Source organism: Streptomyces sp. HM190, assembly GCF_009857135.1.
GTDB classification, from domain to species: Bacteria; Actinomycetota; Actinomycetes; order Streptomycetales; family Streptomycetaceae; genus Streptomyces; species Streptomyces heilongjiangensis.
Genome location: NZ_CP047318.1, coordinates 327,063 through 343,443 on the forward strand (window position 1 = coordinate 327,063; position 16,381 = coordinate 343,443).

14 protein-coding genes are annotated in these 16,381 nt (G+C 73.7%); 9 read left to right on the forward strand and 5 right to left on the reverse strand.

What is annotated here, in order from left to right; translation table 11 throughout:
• Positions 1 to 124 precede the first annotated feature (124 nt).
• Both GSY65_RS01225 and GSY65_RS01230 read right to left on the reverse strand, forming a co-directional pair.
• The gene (locus GSY65_RS01225; protein ID WP_159765451.1) at positions 125 to 1,492 is read right to left on the reverse strand and encodes a PI-PLC domain-containing protein; all 1,368 of its coding nucleotides are present in this window, start codon (positions 1,490 to 1,492) and stop codon (positions 125 to 127) included.
• Positions 1,493 to 1,600: 108 nt separating this feature from the next.
• Positions 1,601 to 2,488 (reverse strand): glycoside hydrolase family 19 protein, encoded by an 888-nt coding sequence (locus tag GSY65_RS01230; protein ID WP_159765453.1) that lies wholly within the window; start codon positions 2,486 to 2,488, stop codon positions 1,601 to 1,603.
• 241 nt (positions 2,489 to 2,729) lie between these two features.
• On the opposite strand from GSY65_RS01230, the gene GSY65_RS01235 reads away from it, so the two are divergent.
• A complete protein-coding gene (locus GSY65_RS01235; protein WP_159765455.1) occupies positions 2,730 to 3,773 on the forward strand; it encodes an acyl-CoA dehydrogenase family protein in 1,044 nt (347 codons plus the stop codon).
• Positions 3,774 to 3,860: 87 nt separating this feature from the next.
• On the forward strand, positions 3,861 to 4,514 hold the full coding sequence (locus GSY65_RS01240) for a dihydrofolate reductase family protein (RefSeq protein ID WP_159765457.1): 654 nt from the start codon (positions 3,861 to 3,863) through the stop codon (positions 4,512 to 4,514).
• Between the two features lie 545 nt (positions 4,515 to 5,059).
• On the opposite strand, the gene GSY65_RS01245 is transcribed toward GSY65_RS01240, so the two are convergent.
• Both GSY65_RS01245 and GSY65_RS01250 read right to left on the reverse strand, forming a co-directional pair.
• Entirely contained in the window at positions 5,060 to 7,147 is a 2,088-nt protein-coding gene (locus GSY65_RS01245) for an MMPL family transporter (protein ID WP_159765459.1), read from the reverse strand.
• A 130-nt stretch (positions 7,148 to 7,277) separates the two neighbouring features.
• Positions 7,278 to 7,784, reverse strand: a complete 507-nt coding sequence (locus tag GSY65_RS01250; protein ID WP_443043190.1) for a MarR family winged helix-turn-helix transcriptional regulator — start codon at positions 7,782 to 7,784, stop codon at positions 7,278 to 7,280.
• Between the two features lie 124 nt (positions 7,785 to 7,908).
• On the opposite strand from GSY65_RS01250, the gene GSY65_RS01255 reads away from it, so the two are divergent.
• The gene (locus GSY65_RS01255; RefSeq protein WP_159765461.1) at positions 7,909 to 9,441 is read left to right on the forward strand and encodes an SDR family oxidoreductase; all 1,533 of its coding nucleotides are present in this window, start codon (positions 7,909 to 7,911) and stop codon (positions 9,439 to 9,441) included.
• A 104-nt stretch (positions 9,442 to 9,545) separates the two neighbouring features.
• Complete coding sequence (locus GSY65_RS01260) at positions 9,546 to 10,913, forward strand: cryptochrome/photolyase family protein (protein WP_159765463.1); 1,368 nt, start codon at positions 9,546 to 9,548, stop codon at positions 10,911 to 10,913.
• A 72-nt stretch (positions 10,914 to 10,985) separates the two neighbouring features.
• On the opposite strand, the gene GSY65_RS01265 is transcribed toward GSY65_RS01260, so the two are convergent.
• A complete protein-coding gene (locus GSY65_RS01265; protein ID WP_159765465.1) occupies positions 10,986 to 12,029 on the reverse strand; it encodes a MerR family transcriptional regulator in 1,044 nt (347 codons plus the stop codon).
• Between the two features lie 99 nt (positions 12,030 to 12,128).
• On the opposite strand from GSY65_RS01265, the gene GSY65_RS01270 reads away from it, so the two are divergent.
• The 5 genes from GSY65_RS01270 to GSY65_RS01290 all read left to right on the forward strand — a co-directional run bounded on the left by GSY65_RS01270 (position 12,129) and on the right by GSY65_RS01290 (position 16,370).
• Positions 12,129 to 12,710, forward strand: a complete 582-nt coding sequence (locus GSY65_RS01270; protein ID WP_159765467.1) for a sigma-70 family RNA polymerase sigma factor — start codon at positions 12,129 to 12,131, stop codon at positions 12,708 to 12,710.
• A 358-nt stretch (positions 12,711 to 13,068) separates the two neighbouring features.
• Positions 13,069 to 13,524, forward strand: a complete 456-nt coding sequence (locus GSY65_RS01275; protein WP_159765469.1) for an SPW repeat protein — start codon at positions 13,069 to 13,071, stop codon at positions 13,522 to 13,524.
• 151 nt (positions 13,525 to 13,675) lie between these two features.
• The gene (locus tag GSY65_RS01280) at positions 13,676 to 14,878 is read left to right on the forward strand and encodes an aminoglycoside phosphotransferase family protein (protein WP_236579648.1); all 1,203 of its coding nucleotides are present in this window, start codon (positions 13,676 to 13,678) and stop codon (positions 14,876 to 14,878) included.
• Positions 14,879 to 14,962: 84 nt separating this feature from the next.
• Entirely contained in the window at positions 14,963 to 15,226 is a 264-nt protein-coding gene (locus tag GSY65_RS01285; protein WP_159765471.1) for a GlsB/YeaQ/YmgE family stress response membrane protein, read from the forward strand.
• A gap of 265 nt (positions 15,227 to 15,491) precedes the next feature.
• Positions 15,492 to 16,370: a GNAT family N-acetyltransferase gene (locus GSY65_RS01290; protein ID WP_159765473.1), complete on the forward strand. Its 879-nt coding sequence runs from the start codon at positions 15,492 to 15,494 to the stop codon at positions 16,368 to 16,370.
• The last annotated feature ends 11 nt before the right edge of the window (positions 16,371 to 16,381 follow it).

A 16,381-nucleotide genomic window follows, 5' to 3' on the forward strand; every position in this document is an offset into this window, starting at 1 on the left:
CTTTGCGCCCCGATCCGGCGCGCGTGTGTCGCCACGCATGCGGGTCACCAGGCGCAGGGGGCGCCCCGCATGCGGATCTCCGCTCGTCCCGCCCGGAAGAGCCCGCGGGTGAGGTGCTCCCACCTTACGGATAGGTGTACGTGTTCAGGGTGGTGACCGCCGATGCCGCGTCGCCCAGGTTGTAGTGGTCGACGGCGAGGAAGTTCGGCTTCTTGCGGGCGGCCGGCTGGCAGAAGCGCTGGGCGCGGTCGGCGAGCTTCGCGTTGTCGTTGCCGGCGGTGGCGGTGATGCCCACGTCGCGGAAGTGGTTCATGACGAAGAGCGGCTTGAACGCGGACTCGGTGCGGGTGAGCGGGATGTTGGTGTTGGCGTCGTACCAGCGGCTGTAGCAGGACCAGTCTGAGGAGCCGATGCCGCCGCCCATGGACCAGTAGTTCTCGACGGTCCACTCCTTCTGGTACATGACGCCGAAGGTGTCGCGGGTGAGCCCGGCGGCCTGGTCGGAGGCACGGCTGCGGTCGGTGAAGAGGAGCAGGCGGTTGTTCGCGGCGATCAGGTCGGCCATCCTCGGCCAGCCGTTGGTGCGCACGCCGGTCTGGTCGGGCCGGTACAGCACGTCGGACAGGCCGTTGACGCGGACGAGTTCGGAGCGCAGGACGGCCGGGTCGACGTAGTCCTCCAGGAACACGGTGAGGAACTGGTCGGGGTTCTGCTTGAGGAAGTCGACCATGCGCTGGAGGTCGACCCACAGGGCGACGGGCCGGCTGACGAGAGTGCAGCTGTTGTGGCAGAGGATCGCGCCGTCGGGGGTCTGGTGGATGTCGAGCATGAATCCGCGTACGCCGTCGGCGAGTTGCTGGTTGATGCCTCGGGTCTGGTTCGGGACGAGGTTGACGAAGGGCGGTGCGAAGCCGCCGTCGACGCCGTTGGCGTAGGCGTTGTGGGCGGTGAGGAACGTGAGCTGGTCCAGGGTGCGCTGCCCGGCGGGCGGCATGGGGCTGGTGGTGGGGTTGACCGGGGTGAGGTACCAGGCGGCCAGGTCGCCCGCCCCGCCGGTGACCAGCGGGGCGGGGTAGTTGGCGCCGGAGGGCTTGGCGCCGACCGTGAGGTAGCGCTCGGCGCCGGGCACCTTGAGCCGGTGGCGGCCGGAGCCGAGGTCGGTGATGTCCCAGACGGCGTCGCCGCTGGTGCAGGCGACCGTTCTGGCCTGGTCGCCGGAGCGGCCGAGACAACTGCCCACGGCGTCCACGCTCTCCAGCACGTACGAGGTGCCGCTCGTCCGCAGCGTCCACTGCTGGCGGTCCTCGTTGCCCTTGGGCCGGTGCTGTTCCACCGCTCCCCCGCTGTCGGCCGCGTTGAGTCCGGTGACGGCGCTCTGCACGTAGTAGGCGCCGGGGGCGGGAACCGCGGCGGAGGCGGCGGGCGCGGGCGCGGCCACGACGGCGGCCAGTGCCACGGCGGCCGCGAGCGAGGTGGTACGGGGACTTGGCATGGGGGTGCCCTTCGTCGAACGGGGACGGGAGCGGGGCCCGGCCGCGACGCGGGCCGGACCCCGGAGTCAGAAAGTCAGGTGCATGACATCATGACGGAGGGGTCGCCGTCAGCAGTACAGGTTGCCGCCCGGCGAAGTCCCGAGGACCTGTACGAACCGCTGGTAGGCGCTCACCCGGCTCTGTACCTGCGCCGGGTTCCTGCCGTCGCACTCCAGTGAGCCGTTGATGCTGCGGATGGTGTGGCCGAAGCCCGATCCGGTGACCATCGCGTGGTGGCCGGTCATGCTGCCGGGGCCGGTCTGGGTGTTCCAGTACCACAGGGCGGTCTTCCAGGCGACGGCCGCGTCGTTCTGCACCAGCCAGGGGTTGCCCAGCAGGTTGAGCCCCAACGCGTCGCCCGCGGCCTTGTAGTTGAAGTTCCAGCTGAGCTGGATCGGGCCCCGGCCGTAGTAGGCCGCCTGTCCGGCGGGGCAGCCGTAGGGCCTGCTCCAGTCGCAGTAGGTGGGGTAGTTGGCGGTGTTCTGCTCGACGATGTGGACCAGCCCGCCCGTCTCGTGGTGGACGTTGGCGAGGAACGCCGCCGCCTCCTGCTTCCTGACGGTGTCGCTGCCGGTGGTGGCGAAGGCCGGGAACGCGCTCATGGCCGCCCGCAACCCGCTGTACGAGTAGAACGAGTTCCGGTTCGGGAACATCTGGTGGAACTGCGCCTCGCTCACCACGAACCCGGAGGGGTCGGTGGGGCCGTTCTCACAGGCGTACGGCTCCCAGTACCAGGTGCTGATGGTGGGGTCGTAGCCCGGGTTGGCGTGCTCGGCCACGTAGGCCCGTCCGTCGGTGTATCGGACGATGTCTCCGGCGGCGTAGGAACGGCCCGCCACCCAGTCCGGGTAGCTGGAGCAGGGAGCGGCGCTCGCGCTCTGGGCGGGCAGCAGCAGGGGCGTGGAACCGCCGATGACCAGCGCGGTCAGCAGGGCGGAGAGTCGGCGCCTCGACACGGGATCAACTCCTTCGTGGGGCACGGCCGCACCCGGGCGAGGCTCCTCGGGGCATGACGGGGACGGACCTCGCGCGCACGCGCCGGCGGAGCCGGCCACGGTGCGGGGCGGCCGTGGTGGGGGGCGTGGTGGCACACTCAACCGCGTTGGTCTGTACCAGTCAAGGGTGTAGACCAGTCAACGACACGTCGCCGACGCGAAAAGGTGATCTTCCGGCGCGGGGGCGGGGGAGAATCCCCCCATGACCACGTCACCGCACCCTCTCGTCGTCCGGGCGCGCAGTCTCGCCGCCGAAGTGCTGGCGCCCCAGGCCGAGCGTGTCGATCAGGAGCAGGTGCCCGCGAGCAGCATCGAGGCGATCAAGACGTCCGGGCTGCTGGGGGTGAACGCGCCGCAGGCGTACGGCGGTTCGGGGGCACCGAACTCCGTGGCGCGGGAGATCGCGGAGATCCTGGCGGGCGCGTGCTGCGCCACGTGGTTCGTGCAGACCCAGCACTACACGCCCGTACTGACCCTCACCAGGACCGAACTCCCGGCCAAGGAGCAGCTGTTGGCGAAGCTGGCCACGGGTGAGCTGCTGTCCGGGGTGGCGTACGCGCATCTGCGGAGCTACCCCCGGGTGCCGGTCCGTGCCGTGCCCAAGCACGGCGGCTGGCGGTTCCACGGAACGGTTCCCTGGTACACGGGGTGGGGCCTGAACGACGTGATGCTGCTGGCCGGGGTCACCGACGCGGACGAGGTGGTGTTCGCGTTCACGGAGGCCCGACAGCAGTCGGGGCTGACGGCGTCGCCGCCGATGCGGCTCGCCGCGCTGACGGCCGCCCGCACGGTCTCGCTCCAGCTCGACGGGCTGTGGATCCCCGACGAGGCGGTGGCCCTGCACGCCCCGTACGAGAGCTGGGCGGCGGGCGACCGGCCCGGACCTGCGAACGCCTCACCGGCGGTGTTCGGCGTCGCCGAGTCGGCCCTGGCACTGCTGGACCAGGACGACCCCACGACGAAGGGTCTGCGGCTGCGGCTGGACAAGGTGCGGCGGCAGGCGTACGCCCTCGCCGACCATCCCGCGCCGCACGAGCACATCGAGGAGCGGCTGGCCCTCAAGACGAAGGCGTTCGACCTGATGCGCACCGCGACGACCGCCGCGCTCGTCACCGGGGGCGGACGCGCCCTCGCCGTGGACAACCGGGCGCAACGTCTGGCGCGTGAGGCGATGTTCCTGCTCGTGCAGGGGCAGACGGCGGAGGTGCGCCGGGCCCATCTGGGGGCGCTGTCGGCCGCGTACTGAGGGGGCGGCACATCCCGAGGACCATCATGGCCCCGTCGCCGCGTCGGTCCGGCGCGGCCCGAACGGCAGCCGAAAGGAGGCGCGGCCATGTCCCTCGCCCGCGTCCACAACTTCTCCCTCTCGCTCGACGGTTACGGCACCGGTGAGGGCCTGGGCCGTGACGCGCCCTTCGGCCACGCCGGTGAGAGGTTGCACCAGTGGATGTTCGCCACCCGGTGGTGGCACGAGATGACCGGCGGGTCCGGCGGGCAGGGCGGGCCGGACGACACCTTCGCCCGGCGGTTCGCGCCCGGCATCGGTGCGGAGATCATGGGCGCGGGGAAGTTCGGCCACCCCGGATGGCACGACGACCCCGAGTGGAAGGGGTGGTGGGGCCCCAATCCGCCGTTCCACACGCCGGTCTTCGTTCTCACCCACCACCCGCGCCCGACGCTCGCGATGGAGGGCGGCACCTCGTTCCACTTCCTCGACGCCTCACCCGCCGAGGCCCTGGAGAGGGCGCGTGAGGCGGCGGGCGGCCAGGACGTCCGGATCGGCGGAGGGCCCACGACGGTCCGCGCGTTCCTCGCCGCCCGGCTCATCGACCATCTGCACGTCGTGGTGGTCCCGATCCTGCTCGGCCGGGGCGTCCGCCTCTGGGACGGGCTGGAGGGCCTGGAGAGGGACTACACGGTCGAGGCGGTCTCCTCGCCCACCGGCGTCACACATCTGACGTTCACCCGTGCGGGCGTCGCACCGTGAGGTCCGCGAACCGCTGCAGCCGGGCGCCCCGCCGCCGTACCCTCGGCCCCGTACCGCATCGCATGGCGGGCTTCCGACACGTTCTCCGACCGGAGGTCCCCCACGCCCTCGCTCACCGGCCCGTGCCGCCGGAACGTCGGCGCGGTCGGCTGGTTCGTCAGCCGGGTGCCGGCGTCCTTCCTGGCGGACTGCGAGGAGGCCGCGGACCCGCTGATGAGCGCCTGCCTGGCGCAACTGGCCCGACGGGGCGTGCACGCCCGGTACCCGGACGGGGGCTTCCCGTCCCGCACGCCGCCGACTGGCTGCGCCTGGGCCGCGTCGACCGGCTCCCGGCCTACGGGGCGGCGGCCGACCGCCCGGCGACCGGGCGGCTGGCCGCGGCGGGCTCGTGCGAACCGACCCGGACCGATCGCCACGGGGAGCACCGCCCCTGAATGCCTGAGGGCACGCCGAAGCGCGTCCGGGCCGCCAGGCGCGGCCGGCCCGGCCGGAGCGCCGCACGCCCCGGCCGGCGGCCCGGGTCCCCCGCGGCAGCCGCGGACGTGTCAGTCGCCGTCGGCCGCGGTCGCGCCGCGGCTCATGCGGCTCGGCCACCAGGCGCGTTCGCCGATGTCCCGGACCAGCGCGGGCACCAGCAGGGAGCGCACCACGAGGGTGTCGAGGAGGACGCCGAAGGCGACGATGAAGGCGATCTGGGCGAGGAAGGCCAGCGGGATGACACCCAGCGCGGCGAAGGTCGCGGCGAGGACCACGCCCGCGGAGGTGATGACGCCGCCCGTGGTGACCAGCCCGCGCAGCACGCCCTCACGCACGCCGTGCCGCAGGGACTCCTCGCGGACCCGGGACATCAGGAAGATGTTGTAGTCGACGCCCAGGGCGACCAGGAACACGAAGCCGTAGAGCGGCACGGACGGGTCGGTGCCGGTGAACCCGAACACGTGCTGGAACACGAGAGCGGAGACCCCGAGTGTGGCGAGGAAGTTCAAGGCCACCGTGGCGACCAGCAGCACCGGCAGCAGCAGCGAACGCAGCAGGCCGACCAGGATGAGGAGGATGACCGCGAGGACGACCGGGACGATCAGTGTGCGGTCGCGTTCGGCGGTGCGCAGGGTGTCGTACTGCTGAGCGGTGTAGCCGCCGACGAGGGCGTCCGCGCCGGACACGTCGTGCAGGTCGGTGCGCAGCCGCGCCACGGTCTCCTTCGCGGCGTCGCTGTCGGCCGCGGCGGTGAGGGTGACGTCGACCCGGACGCGTCCGTCGACGACCAGGGGCTCGCCGCCGGGCCGGCCGGATCCGCTGACGGCGGCGGCCGAGGCGACGCCGTCGGTGGCGCGGGCCGCGGCGAGCACCGGGTCCAGGCGGTCGGCGTCCGCGATGACCACGGCGGGGTTGCCCGAGCCGCCGGGGAAGTGGTCGCCGAGCGTCTGCTGGGCGGCGACGGACGGGGCGTCGTTGACGAAGGTCTCGTCGAGCGGGACCCCCTTGGAGGTGAGCGTCGGCGCGAAGGCGGCCCCGGCGAGCAGGACGGCCAGGGTCACCGCCCAGACCCGGCGCGGCGCCCGGTCGACCAGCGCGGCGACGCGCCGCCACACGCCCTCGCCGGCCGACTCGGACGCGGGCCGGGCGCCGGGCTTGGCGGGCCAGTAGGCGGCGCGGCCCAGCGCGACGAGGACGGCGGGCAGGAAGGTGAGCGTGGAGAGGACGGCGCAGCCGATGCCGATGGCGCCGACCGGTCCGAGCGCGCGGTTGTTGGTGAGGTCGCTGAGCAGCAGGGCGAGCAGGCCCAGCGCGACGGTCGCGGCGCTCGCCACGATCGCGCCCCAGGACTGCCGGAGGGCCTCGCGCATCGCGGTGAAGCGGTCGGTCCGGGCGGCGAGTTCCTCGCGGAAGCGGGCGGTGAGCAGGAGGGCGTAGTCGGTGGCCGCGCCGATGACGAGGATGGACAGGATGCCCTGGACCTGTCCGTCGACGCGGACGACCCCCCGGTCGGCGAGCGCGTACACGACCGCGCAGGCGAGACCGAGGGCGAACACGGCGCCCAGGATGATCAGCAGCGGCAGCAGGACGCTGCGGTAGACCAGCAGCAGGATCACCAGCACGGTGACCAGCGCGACAGCGAGCAGCAGACCGTCGATGCCGGCGAAGGCGTCCGCCAGGTCGGCCTGGCTGGCCGCGGGGCCCGCCAGCTGCACGGTGGTGCCGGGGACGCGTTCGGCGGCGGCCCGGATCCGGTCCAGGGTGCCGGCCAGGTCGTCGCCCAGGTCGGGCCGGAGCGGGACCACGCCCTGGAGGGCTTCGCGGTCCTCGGAGAGGAGGGCGGGCGAGACCGGTCCCGCCAGGCCGGGGCCGTCGGCGAGGGAGTCGAGGGCGCGGTCGGCGGCGGCACGCCGCTCGGGCATGTCCTCCCCCGTCCACACGACGATCACCGGGAGGGTCTCCTCCTGGCGGAAGGCCCGCTGAGCGGCTATGACCTCGGTGGACTCGGCGCTGCGCGGCAGGAACGCCGCCTGGTCGTTGGTGGCGACCTCGCCGAGACGCCCGGCGTAGGGGCCGAGGACGCCTCCGACGACCAGCCACACGGCGATCAGCAGAAGGGGGACGAGCCGGCGGGCGCGTCGGGGGGTGGTGGACATGGTGCTCCAGGCGGAAGGAGATGACTCAACGAAAAACAATCTCAATGATTGAAATTGTTGACGGCGGCGATCATAGACGGTGCCAGCTCTTCCGCCGTCACCCGGCCTTCGGATGCACCTTCGCTGAGAATCAGCGGTCGCGGTCGGCGCTCGCGCCCAGTTCCTCGTTCATCGCCGCGAGGAAGCGCAGGACGACGGCCAGTTCCTCAGGGGTGAAGCGGGAGCGGGCTGCCTCCGTGGCCTCCGCCAGGGGCCGGAAGTAGGTGCGGGCCGCCGAACGGGCGTCGGCCGCGTAGTACAGGTGGACCACCCTGCGGTCCTCGCTCTCCCGGACCCGGCGGACATGACCGGCGCGCTCCAGCCGGTCCACGCAGGCGGTGACGGCCCCGGAGGTGAGTCCGAGGTGCTCGCGCAGCCTCTTGGGTGTCATGGGCGCGTCCGCGTCGAGGATCGCCGCGAGCGCCTGGACGTCCGTCGCGTGCAGTCCGTGGTCACCCGCGAACGCGTGCACGAGCCGGTTGATCTCGCCGTTCATCCGGCGCAGGGCGACGGCGAAGGCGGCCAGATCGGTCGCCGCCGCGGCGGGACCCCGCGCCCCGTCCTCCGTCCGCCGTCGCGGGTCGTTCACTGTGGCCACGCGGCAAGGGTAGTCGCCCCACCGATCACTCGATCGCGCGGCGCCGGGCCCGCCGGTGCATCCGGGACCGGCCCCGTGGGGGTAGTCATGTCCGGGGGACGCAGACGCGGAGGACGAGGGACCCATGACGGGAGAGGCCGAGCGCGGCGCCGGGCCACTGGCCCTGGTGACCGGTGCGACGGGATACATCGGCGGCCGGCTCGTACCGGAACTGCTGGAGGCGGGCCTGCGGGTGCGCTGTCTCGCCCGCTCCCCGGAGCGGCTGCGCGACCATCCGTGGGCGGACGCGGTCGAGGTCGTCCGCGGAGACGTGACCGACGCGGAGTCCGTGGCCCGCGCGATGCGCGGGGTCGACGTCGGCTACTACCTGGTGCACGCGCTGGGCACGGGCGACGACTTCGAGGAGACGGACCGGCGGGCCGCGAGGATCTTCGGGGAGCAGGCGCGCGCCGCGGGTGTGCGCCGGCTCGTCTACCTCGGCGGTCTCACCCCCTACGGCGTGCCCGAGGAGGAACTGTCGCCGCATCTGCGCTCCCGCGCCGAGGTCGGCCGGATCCTGCTCGACTGCGGTGTGCCGACGGCCGCGCTGCGGGCGGCGGTCGTCATCGGCTCGGGATCGGCCTCCTTCGAGATGCTGCGCTACCTCACCGAGCGTCTGCCGGTGATGGTGACGCCCAGCTGGGTGCACACCCGGATCCAGCCCGTCGCCGTCCGGGACGTGCTCCGTGCCCTCGTGGGCTGCGCCCGCCTGCCGGACGACGTCAACCGGACCTTCGACATCGGGGGCCCCGACGTCCTGACGTACCGCGAGATGATGATCCGGTACGCGGCCGTCGCCGGGCTGCCGCCCCGGCTCATCCTGTCCGTGCCGGTGCTCACCCCCCGCCTGTCGAGCCACTGGATCGGGGTGGTGACGCCCGTGCCGGCCTCCATCGCCCGGCCGCTCACCGAGTCGCTGCGGCACGAGGTGGTCTGCCACGAGCACGACATCGCGCGGTACGTGCCGGATCCGCCCGGCCATCCGATCGGCTTCGACGAGGCGGTACGGCTCGCCCTGCGGCGGGTGCGCGAGGCCCGGGTGACCACCCGCTGGTCGTCCGCCTCCCTGCCCGGCGCGCCCAGCGACCCGCTGCCCACCGACCCCGACTGGGCGGGCGGCAGCCTCTACAAGGACGAGCGCGAGCTGCGCGTGGACGCCCCGCGCGCGTCCCTGTGGCGGGTCATCGAGGGCATCGGCGGCGACAACGGCTGGTACTCCTTCCCGCTCGCCTGGGCCGTCCGGGGCTGGCTGGACCGGCTGGCGGGCGGGGTGGGCCTGCGCCGGGGCCGCCGGGACGCCACCCGGCTGCGGGTGGGCGACTCGCTCGACTTCTGGCGGGTGGAGGAGATCGAGCGGGGGCGGCTGCTGCGGCTGCGGGCGGAGATGCGGCTGCCGGGTCTGGCGTGGCTGGAGATGTACGCGGACACGGACGACGCCGGCCGCACGGTCTTCCGCCAGCGCGCCCTGTTCCATCCGCACGGGCTGCTCGGTCACGCCTACTGGTGGAGCGTGGCGCCCTTCCACTCCGTCGTGTTCGGCGGCATGGCCCGCAACATCGCGCGGGCCGCGGTGTCGGACGCGACCGCCCGCGCGCGGGAGCGGGCGCCCGCACGGTGACGCGCGCCGGGAGGCCGCCGGTTCCGGCCCGCGCCCGGCGCATCCGTCGCGGGTCCCTTCCCGGAAGCAGCAGGTGATCCTTCTTCTCGCCACCGGAGCCCCCCATGAACGTCTCGGTCGTCCTGTTCACCTCCGACCTGCGCGTGCACGACCATCCGCCGCTGCGCGCCGCCCTGGACGGGGCGCGCGAGGTGGTCCCGCTGTTCGTGCGGGACCGGGCCGTGGCGGACGCCGGGTTCGCGGTGCCCAACCGGCTGGCGTTCCTCGCCGACTGCCTGCGCGATCTCGACTCGGGACTGCGGGAGCGCGGCGGGCGTCTCGTGGTGCGCTCCGGTGACGTGGTGCGCGAGGTGTGCAAGGTGGCCGCCGAGACGGACGCCGACGAGGTGCATGTGGCCGCCGACGTCAGTGGGTACGCGCGGCGGCGCGAGGAGCGCCTGCGGCACGCCCTGGAGGCGGAGGGCGTACGCCTGCACGTGCACGACACGGTGGTGGGCGCGGTGGACCCCGGCGCGGTGTCGCCGGCCTCCTCGGACCACTTCGCGGTCTTCACGCCGTACTTCGGTCACTGGTCGCGGCAGCGGCTGCGCGACCCGCTGGCCGCGCCGCGGACCGTGCGGGTGCCGGACGGGGTCGGCTCGGAGGAACTGCCGACCCGCGACGGGCTGTCGGGGCTGTCGCCGGGGCTGGCGGCGGGCGGCGAGACGGCGGGCCGGGCGCGTTTCGCGGCCTGGCTGCGGTCGGGCATCGCCGCGTACGAGGACCGCCACGACGACCTGGCGGGTGACGCGACCTCGCGGCTCTCGCCCCATCTGCACTTCGGCACCCTCTCCCCCGTCGAGCTGGTCCACCGGGCCCGCCGGGCGGGCGGTCCGGGTGCGGAGGCGTTCGTACGGCAGCTGGCGTGGCGGGACTTCCACCGTCAGGTGCTGGCGGCCCGGCCCGCCGCGGCCACCGAGGACTACCGCGCCAAGCACGACCGCTGGCGGTCCGCGCCGGAGGAGGTCCGCGCCTGGCGCGAGGGACGCACCGGCTACCCCGTGGTGGACGCCGCGATGCGCCAGCTCCTCCACGAGGGCTGGATGCACAACCGGGGCCGCCTCCTCGTCGCGAGCTTCCTCACCAAGACGCTGTACGTCGACTGGCGGGTCGGAGCCCGGCACTTCCTGGACCTGCTGGTGGACGGTGACATGGCCAACAACCAGCTCAACTGGCAGTGGATGGCCGGAACCGGGACCGACACGCGCCCCAACCGGATCCTCAACCCGGTCACCCAGGCCAAGCGGTACGACCCGGACGGGGCGTACGTACGGCGCTGGGTACCGGAGTTGGCGGACGTGGCCGGGCCGGCCGTGCACGAGCCGTGGAAGCTCCAGGGCCTGGACCGGGCCGCGCTGGACTACCCGGACCCGATCGTCGACCTGGCCGAGGGACGGGAGCGCTTCCTGCGCGGGCGCACGGGCACGCCGTGACTCCCGGACGACATCGGGCGGGATGAGGGCGGTCGGGCGTCCGGCGGCCCGAGGGGCACGGCCGCGGGCGGCTCAGGGGGCCCGGCCGTACAGGTCGGTGAGGACGTCCACCGCCTCGCCGAGCGCCGTCGGACGGACCATTCCCTCCGCGGGGCGTCCGTACCAGCCGGGGCCGCCGAGCACGACGAGGGGCCGGCGACGGGCGCCCTTCACGCCCCAGCGCGCGGCGGCGACATGGCGTGCCAGGGGCACGCTCGCCGTGGAGCGGGCCTGCGCCCACAGCACGACGGCGGTCGGCCCCAGCCGGTCGACCGCCGCGACGAGAGCCTCGGCGGGGACGGCGGCGCCGAACATCCGGCTGGGCAGGCCGAGTTGGCCCAGGGCGGCGTTGAGAGCCTCCAGCGGCAGGGTGTGCTGTTCGCCGGGGACGCAGGCGAGGACCACCGGGCCGGGGACCGCGGGCTCGTGCCGTGCTCCGGCGGGCGGGGCGCAGCGGCGCAGGACCGTGGAGACGTGCCACGACAACAGGTGCTCGACCTCGACGTAGCGGTCCCCGGAGGACTCCCACTTGCGGCCGACCGCGTTCAGCGTCGGCACCATCACCTCCTGCCAGGCGGCGGCGACGCCGTACCGGTGGACGACCCCCGCCAGCCGCTCCTCCACGGCGGGCGCGTCGAGCCGTACGGCGGCACGGGCCAGACCCCGGCACTCCTGGCGCACATCGGCTGCGGAGGGAGGGGCGGAGCCGATGGCCGGGGCGGCGGGCGCCGACGACCGCGGCGGTGCGGGGGCCGACGCTCCCGCACCGTCGGCGGCGTCCCCCGGGTCCCCGCCGTCCTCCCAGTCGTCGGGGACCTCCTCCACCGTCCCCTTCTTCGCCGCGCGCGCCGCCTCCGCCGTCGGCACGCCGGAGGAGGTCAGTCGGCACATCGTCTCGACCATCGCGACGTCCTGCGGGGTCCAGCGCCGGTGCCGCCCGTCGGGGCGCACGGCGGGCCCGATGCCGTAGCGCCGGTCCCAGGAGCGCAGGGTCGTGGGCGACACGCCCAGTCTGCGCGCGACGGCCCCGGTGGTGAGTCCCGCGTCGACGGGGGTTTCGTCCCTGAACAGACCCATGCGGCGACTATACGATGCAGAAGCGATGCGAGTTGAGGGCGTTCTGTCCCGCCTCACACGATGACGGCATTCCCACCGCCTACGCGAGGAGCCGTCCCCATGAGCGCTGTGTGCACGCACGCGCCGGCCGCCACCGACGACGAACTGGCGCGGGGCCTGGCGGCGGGCGACGAGACAAGCCTCGCGGCGGCCTACGAACGCTGGTCGGCGCTGGTGCACGCCCTCGCCCGGCGCAGCCTCGGCGACACGACGGAGGCGGAGGACGTCACCCAGCAGGTGTTCCTGGGGGTGTGGCGCGGGCGGCACGGATACCGGCCCGAGCGGGGCGCGGTCGGCGCCTGGATCGTGGGCATCACCCGGCGCAGGATCGCCGACGCCCTGTCCGCGCGGACCCGCCGGGCGGACCTGGCGGCCTCCGCGGGGACCGCGCTGGCGCTCGCCGAGCGGCCGGGCCGCCGCGGGGAGGATGCCGAGGCCGTCCTCGACCGCATGGTGATCCGCTCCGAACTGGCCCGGCTGCCCGCACCGCAGCGACAGGTCCTCCACCTGGCCTTCTACGAGGACCTCACCCAGACGCAGATCGCGGAGCGCACGGGCCTGCCCCTGGGCACGGTCAAGAGCCACACCCGGCGGGGACTGCGCCGCCTGCACGGCCGTCTGACCGAGAACGACCCCGGGTGACCCACACCCGATCACCACTATTCGCTACATGAACGATGCAGACCGATCCGAGCCTTCTCGCACACCCGCGCACGTCTCTGCATCCGGACCGGCCTCCGCGCCGGAAGTACGGGTGGCGGGGTCGAACGACCGTACCGCCGCCTCCGGTCGGCACGCCCGGCCGGGCCCGTCCCCGGGGAACGGTCGGCGATCCCCGGGGACGGCCTTCTCTCCTTCGCTCCCCGTACCGCCCGGCCGCGTCGCGCTGCTCGACGACGTCTACACATACGGGAGAAACAAGAGCAGAATGGGCATATGCGGCCCTTCCCGCACACCCGATCGGACGCGGTCAGGCTGCTGAGTGCAAAGGAGTCGACTCATGGCCAACGTCTCACACAGGAGTGACATCACCAGCCACCCTGATGTATCCGAAATGCGGGCGCGGTACGACCGCGTGCTCGGTGGTCGCGATGTGGTGCTCGTGGACGGACCGGTGTTCCTGCTCGGTCTGTACTGCGCCGTTTCCCCGTGGATTCTGCACTACACGACGAGCCAGCCCGCGCTGGTGCCCCACAACCTGATCGTCGGCGTGGCGATCGGCCTGCTGGCCCTCGGCTTCACCGCAGCACCGGAGAGGATGTACGGCCTGAGCTGGGCCATGTGCGCTCTCGGAGTCTGGATGATCATCGCCCCGTGGGTCGTGGGCGACAGCCCCGACGCCGGTGTCGTGGTCAACAACATCATCATCGGTGCCCTCGCCCTGGTCCTCGGACTGCTGTGCGCCGGTGCGTCGGCGCGGGGCGGCTCCCGTGGCTCCCGTACCGCATCGATGTAGAACAGAAGCCCGCGAGGGGTACTGACGGCCGATCCGCTCCGGCGGGTCGGCCGTCGCCGTGCGGGGGCCGCCTTGAGGGTCCCCGCGGAACGCACCGCCCCGGCCGATATTCGTTCGCCGGGGGCGCGCCCGCGCCCGCACACTTGCGCCCGTGAGTCGAACCGTCAGCGCATGGGTGACCTCGGGTGCGCACTTCCTCGGGGTCACCGGCCCGTTCCCCGTCGACATCCCCTGGTGGGCCGAGGTCGAACAGGTCGTCCGGCATCTGGAGGGGACTCTCGGCGCGCCCGTCCTGGTGCTGCGTCTCCTCGCCGTCGACGGGGGCGGGGGAGGACGCGACGGCCATGTGACCTACCACGTCGAGGCGGCCCACCCCCCGGAGCCGGGCTCGCTGGAACAGCGGCACGTGGACCGGGCGCCGTGCAACGACCACCACCCCCTGCGGTCCCCGTGGGCACGGGCGGACGGACTGCGGGACCTGCTCGACTGGGCCCGGCGGACGCTGTCCGCCCAGGGGCGGCCGGTGACGGGGGCGGTCGAACAGCGGCGCACCTGGAACCTGGCGGGGCTGTTCCGGCTGCCCACCGGACACGGCCCGGTCTGGCTCAAGGCCACCCCTCGTTTCGCCTCCGACGAGGCGTCCGTCATCGCCGCGTTCGCCGAGGTCGACCCCGGGCTCGTCCCGACCGTGCTCGGCTCGGCCGACGGACGCGTCCTGCTGGAGCACATCCCCGGCGAGGACTGCTGGAACGCAGACGCGCGCACCATCGAGTCAGGGGTGCGCCGCCTCGTCGCCGCCCAGGCCGCACTGGCCGGCCGGCGGCCCCCCGGACTGCGGGACCGGCGCGACGAGACGCTCGCCGGTCTCGCGCGGCGCCTCCTGGACGGCACCGTCCACCTGGAGATCAGCGCGCGGGAACGGGACACGGCACGGGAGTTGACCGACCGCTGGGGCCTCCTCGCCTCGTGCGGACTGCCCGACACGCTGGTGCACGCCGACTTCCATCCCGGCAACTGGCGCGGGAACGGCGGCCTGCCCGTCGTCGTGGACTTCGCCGACGCCCACTGGGGCAATCCGGTCCTCGACTGCCTGCGCCTGCTTGACCACCTCCCCGCGGCGCTGCGGGCGACAGCCGTCCGCACCTGGGTGGACGCCTGGCGGTCCCATGTCCCCACGAGCGCCCCCGCGCGTGCGCTCGCGCTCGCCGAGCCCTTGGCCCATCTCTCCTACGCCGTGCGCTACCAGGAGTTCCTGGACGGGATCGAGCAGTCGGAGCGGCCGTACCACGAGGGCGACCCGGCCGCGATGATCCGGAAAGCGGTGCGATGTGCCGCCCCTCCGGACGGTTCGTGAAGAAGCTGAAAACGAAACGGAGTGCACTCGCGTTCGAAGGGCACACGCATTCTGCGGGGGTCATCACGAAGGGGCGGAGTACAGATGGAGATCGACGGCATCATCAGTGCCATCGTCATCGGCATTGTGATCGGTGTCCTGGGGCGGCTGGTCGTCCCGGGGCGGCAGCGCATCGGCATCCTGCTGACGATTCTCGTCGGCATCGTCGCCGCGCTCATCGGATCCGCGATCGCCGCGGGGATCGGCGTCGCCGACACCAACGGCGTCGACTGGGTCGAGTGGCTCATCCAGATCGGGCTCGCGGCCCTGGGCGTCGTGGCACTGGACCGCGCCAAGGCCGGACGCTGACGCGACGTCGGGCAAGGACGGCGCAGTCCGGCGCGACGGCGCGGGCGGAACCGGGGCGGCAGCGGTACGACGGCCGCCCCGGCGCCGCGTCCGGCGGGCAGCCCTCAGGGGCCGGTGCGGCGCGGGCGGGGCCTGACCTGATTGCGTTGTGGAGCGGCACCTAATTCCCTTGTGGCGCTGCCGTGATCACGGCTAGCGTGCCCCGATCCGGCAGCCGGGGCTCCCCGGTCCGCCGCCCACCCCGCCGAACCGCTCCGGAGCCCTCTTGCCCCCACGCGTCACCCCGCTCACCGACCCCTCCCCCAGCCCGTCCAGCCGCCGCTCGGCCTGGCTGGCCTCAGGTCCCGGCGGCGAGCCCCTCGGCTCGGCCTTCCTGCGGCTGTTCACCGAGGAGGGCCAGACACATCTGGCCGAACTCGAACTCACCGTGCACCCGGCCGAACGACGGCGCGGCGTGGGCACGGTCCTGCTCGACGCGGCGGTCGGCGCGGCCAGGGGCGAGGGCCGCCGGACGGTGGTCGCCCAGGCCCGGCAGGGCTCCCCCGGTGACGCGTTCCTCGCGGCACGCGGCTTCCGCGGCGTCCTGACGCTGACGTACGCCCGTCTGGACCTCGCGGACCTGGACCTCGACCGTGTCCGGGCCCTGGCGCGACGGCCGCGGCCCGGCTACCACCTGACCGCCTGGGCGGGTGTCGTGCCCGCCGATCTGGCCGAAACCTATGCGGCCTCCCGCCGCGCGATGGACGACATGCCGATGGGCGAGACCGACTACGGGACGGTGGTCTGGGACGTCGAGCGGCTCGTGGCAGCCGCGGAGACCATCGGGAAGCGCGGCGACGCGCTCCACACGGTCGCGGCGGTGGACTCGTCGGACGGCACGATCGTCGGCTTCTCGGAACTCGTCCTGCCCGCCGGCGGCGAGGGCGACGGGCAGCACTACGGCACGGCGGTCCTGCCCGAGCACCGGGGCCACGGCCTGGCCCTGACGATGAAGGCACAGGCCGTCCTCCACGCGTACAGCCTGTACCCGGGCATCGCCCTGCTCACCGACACGGCGGAGGACAACGCGCCGATGCGCCGCGTCAACGACCGGCTCGGCTACCGGCCCACGCACCGGGCGGTGGAGTACCAGCTCGACCTGTGACCCGGGCGCGA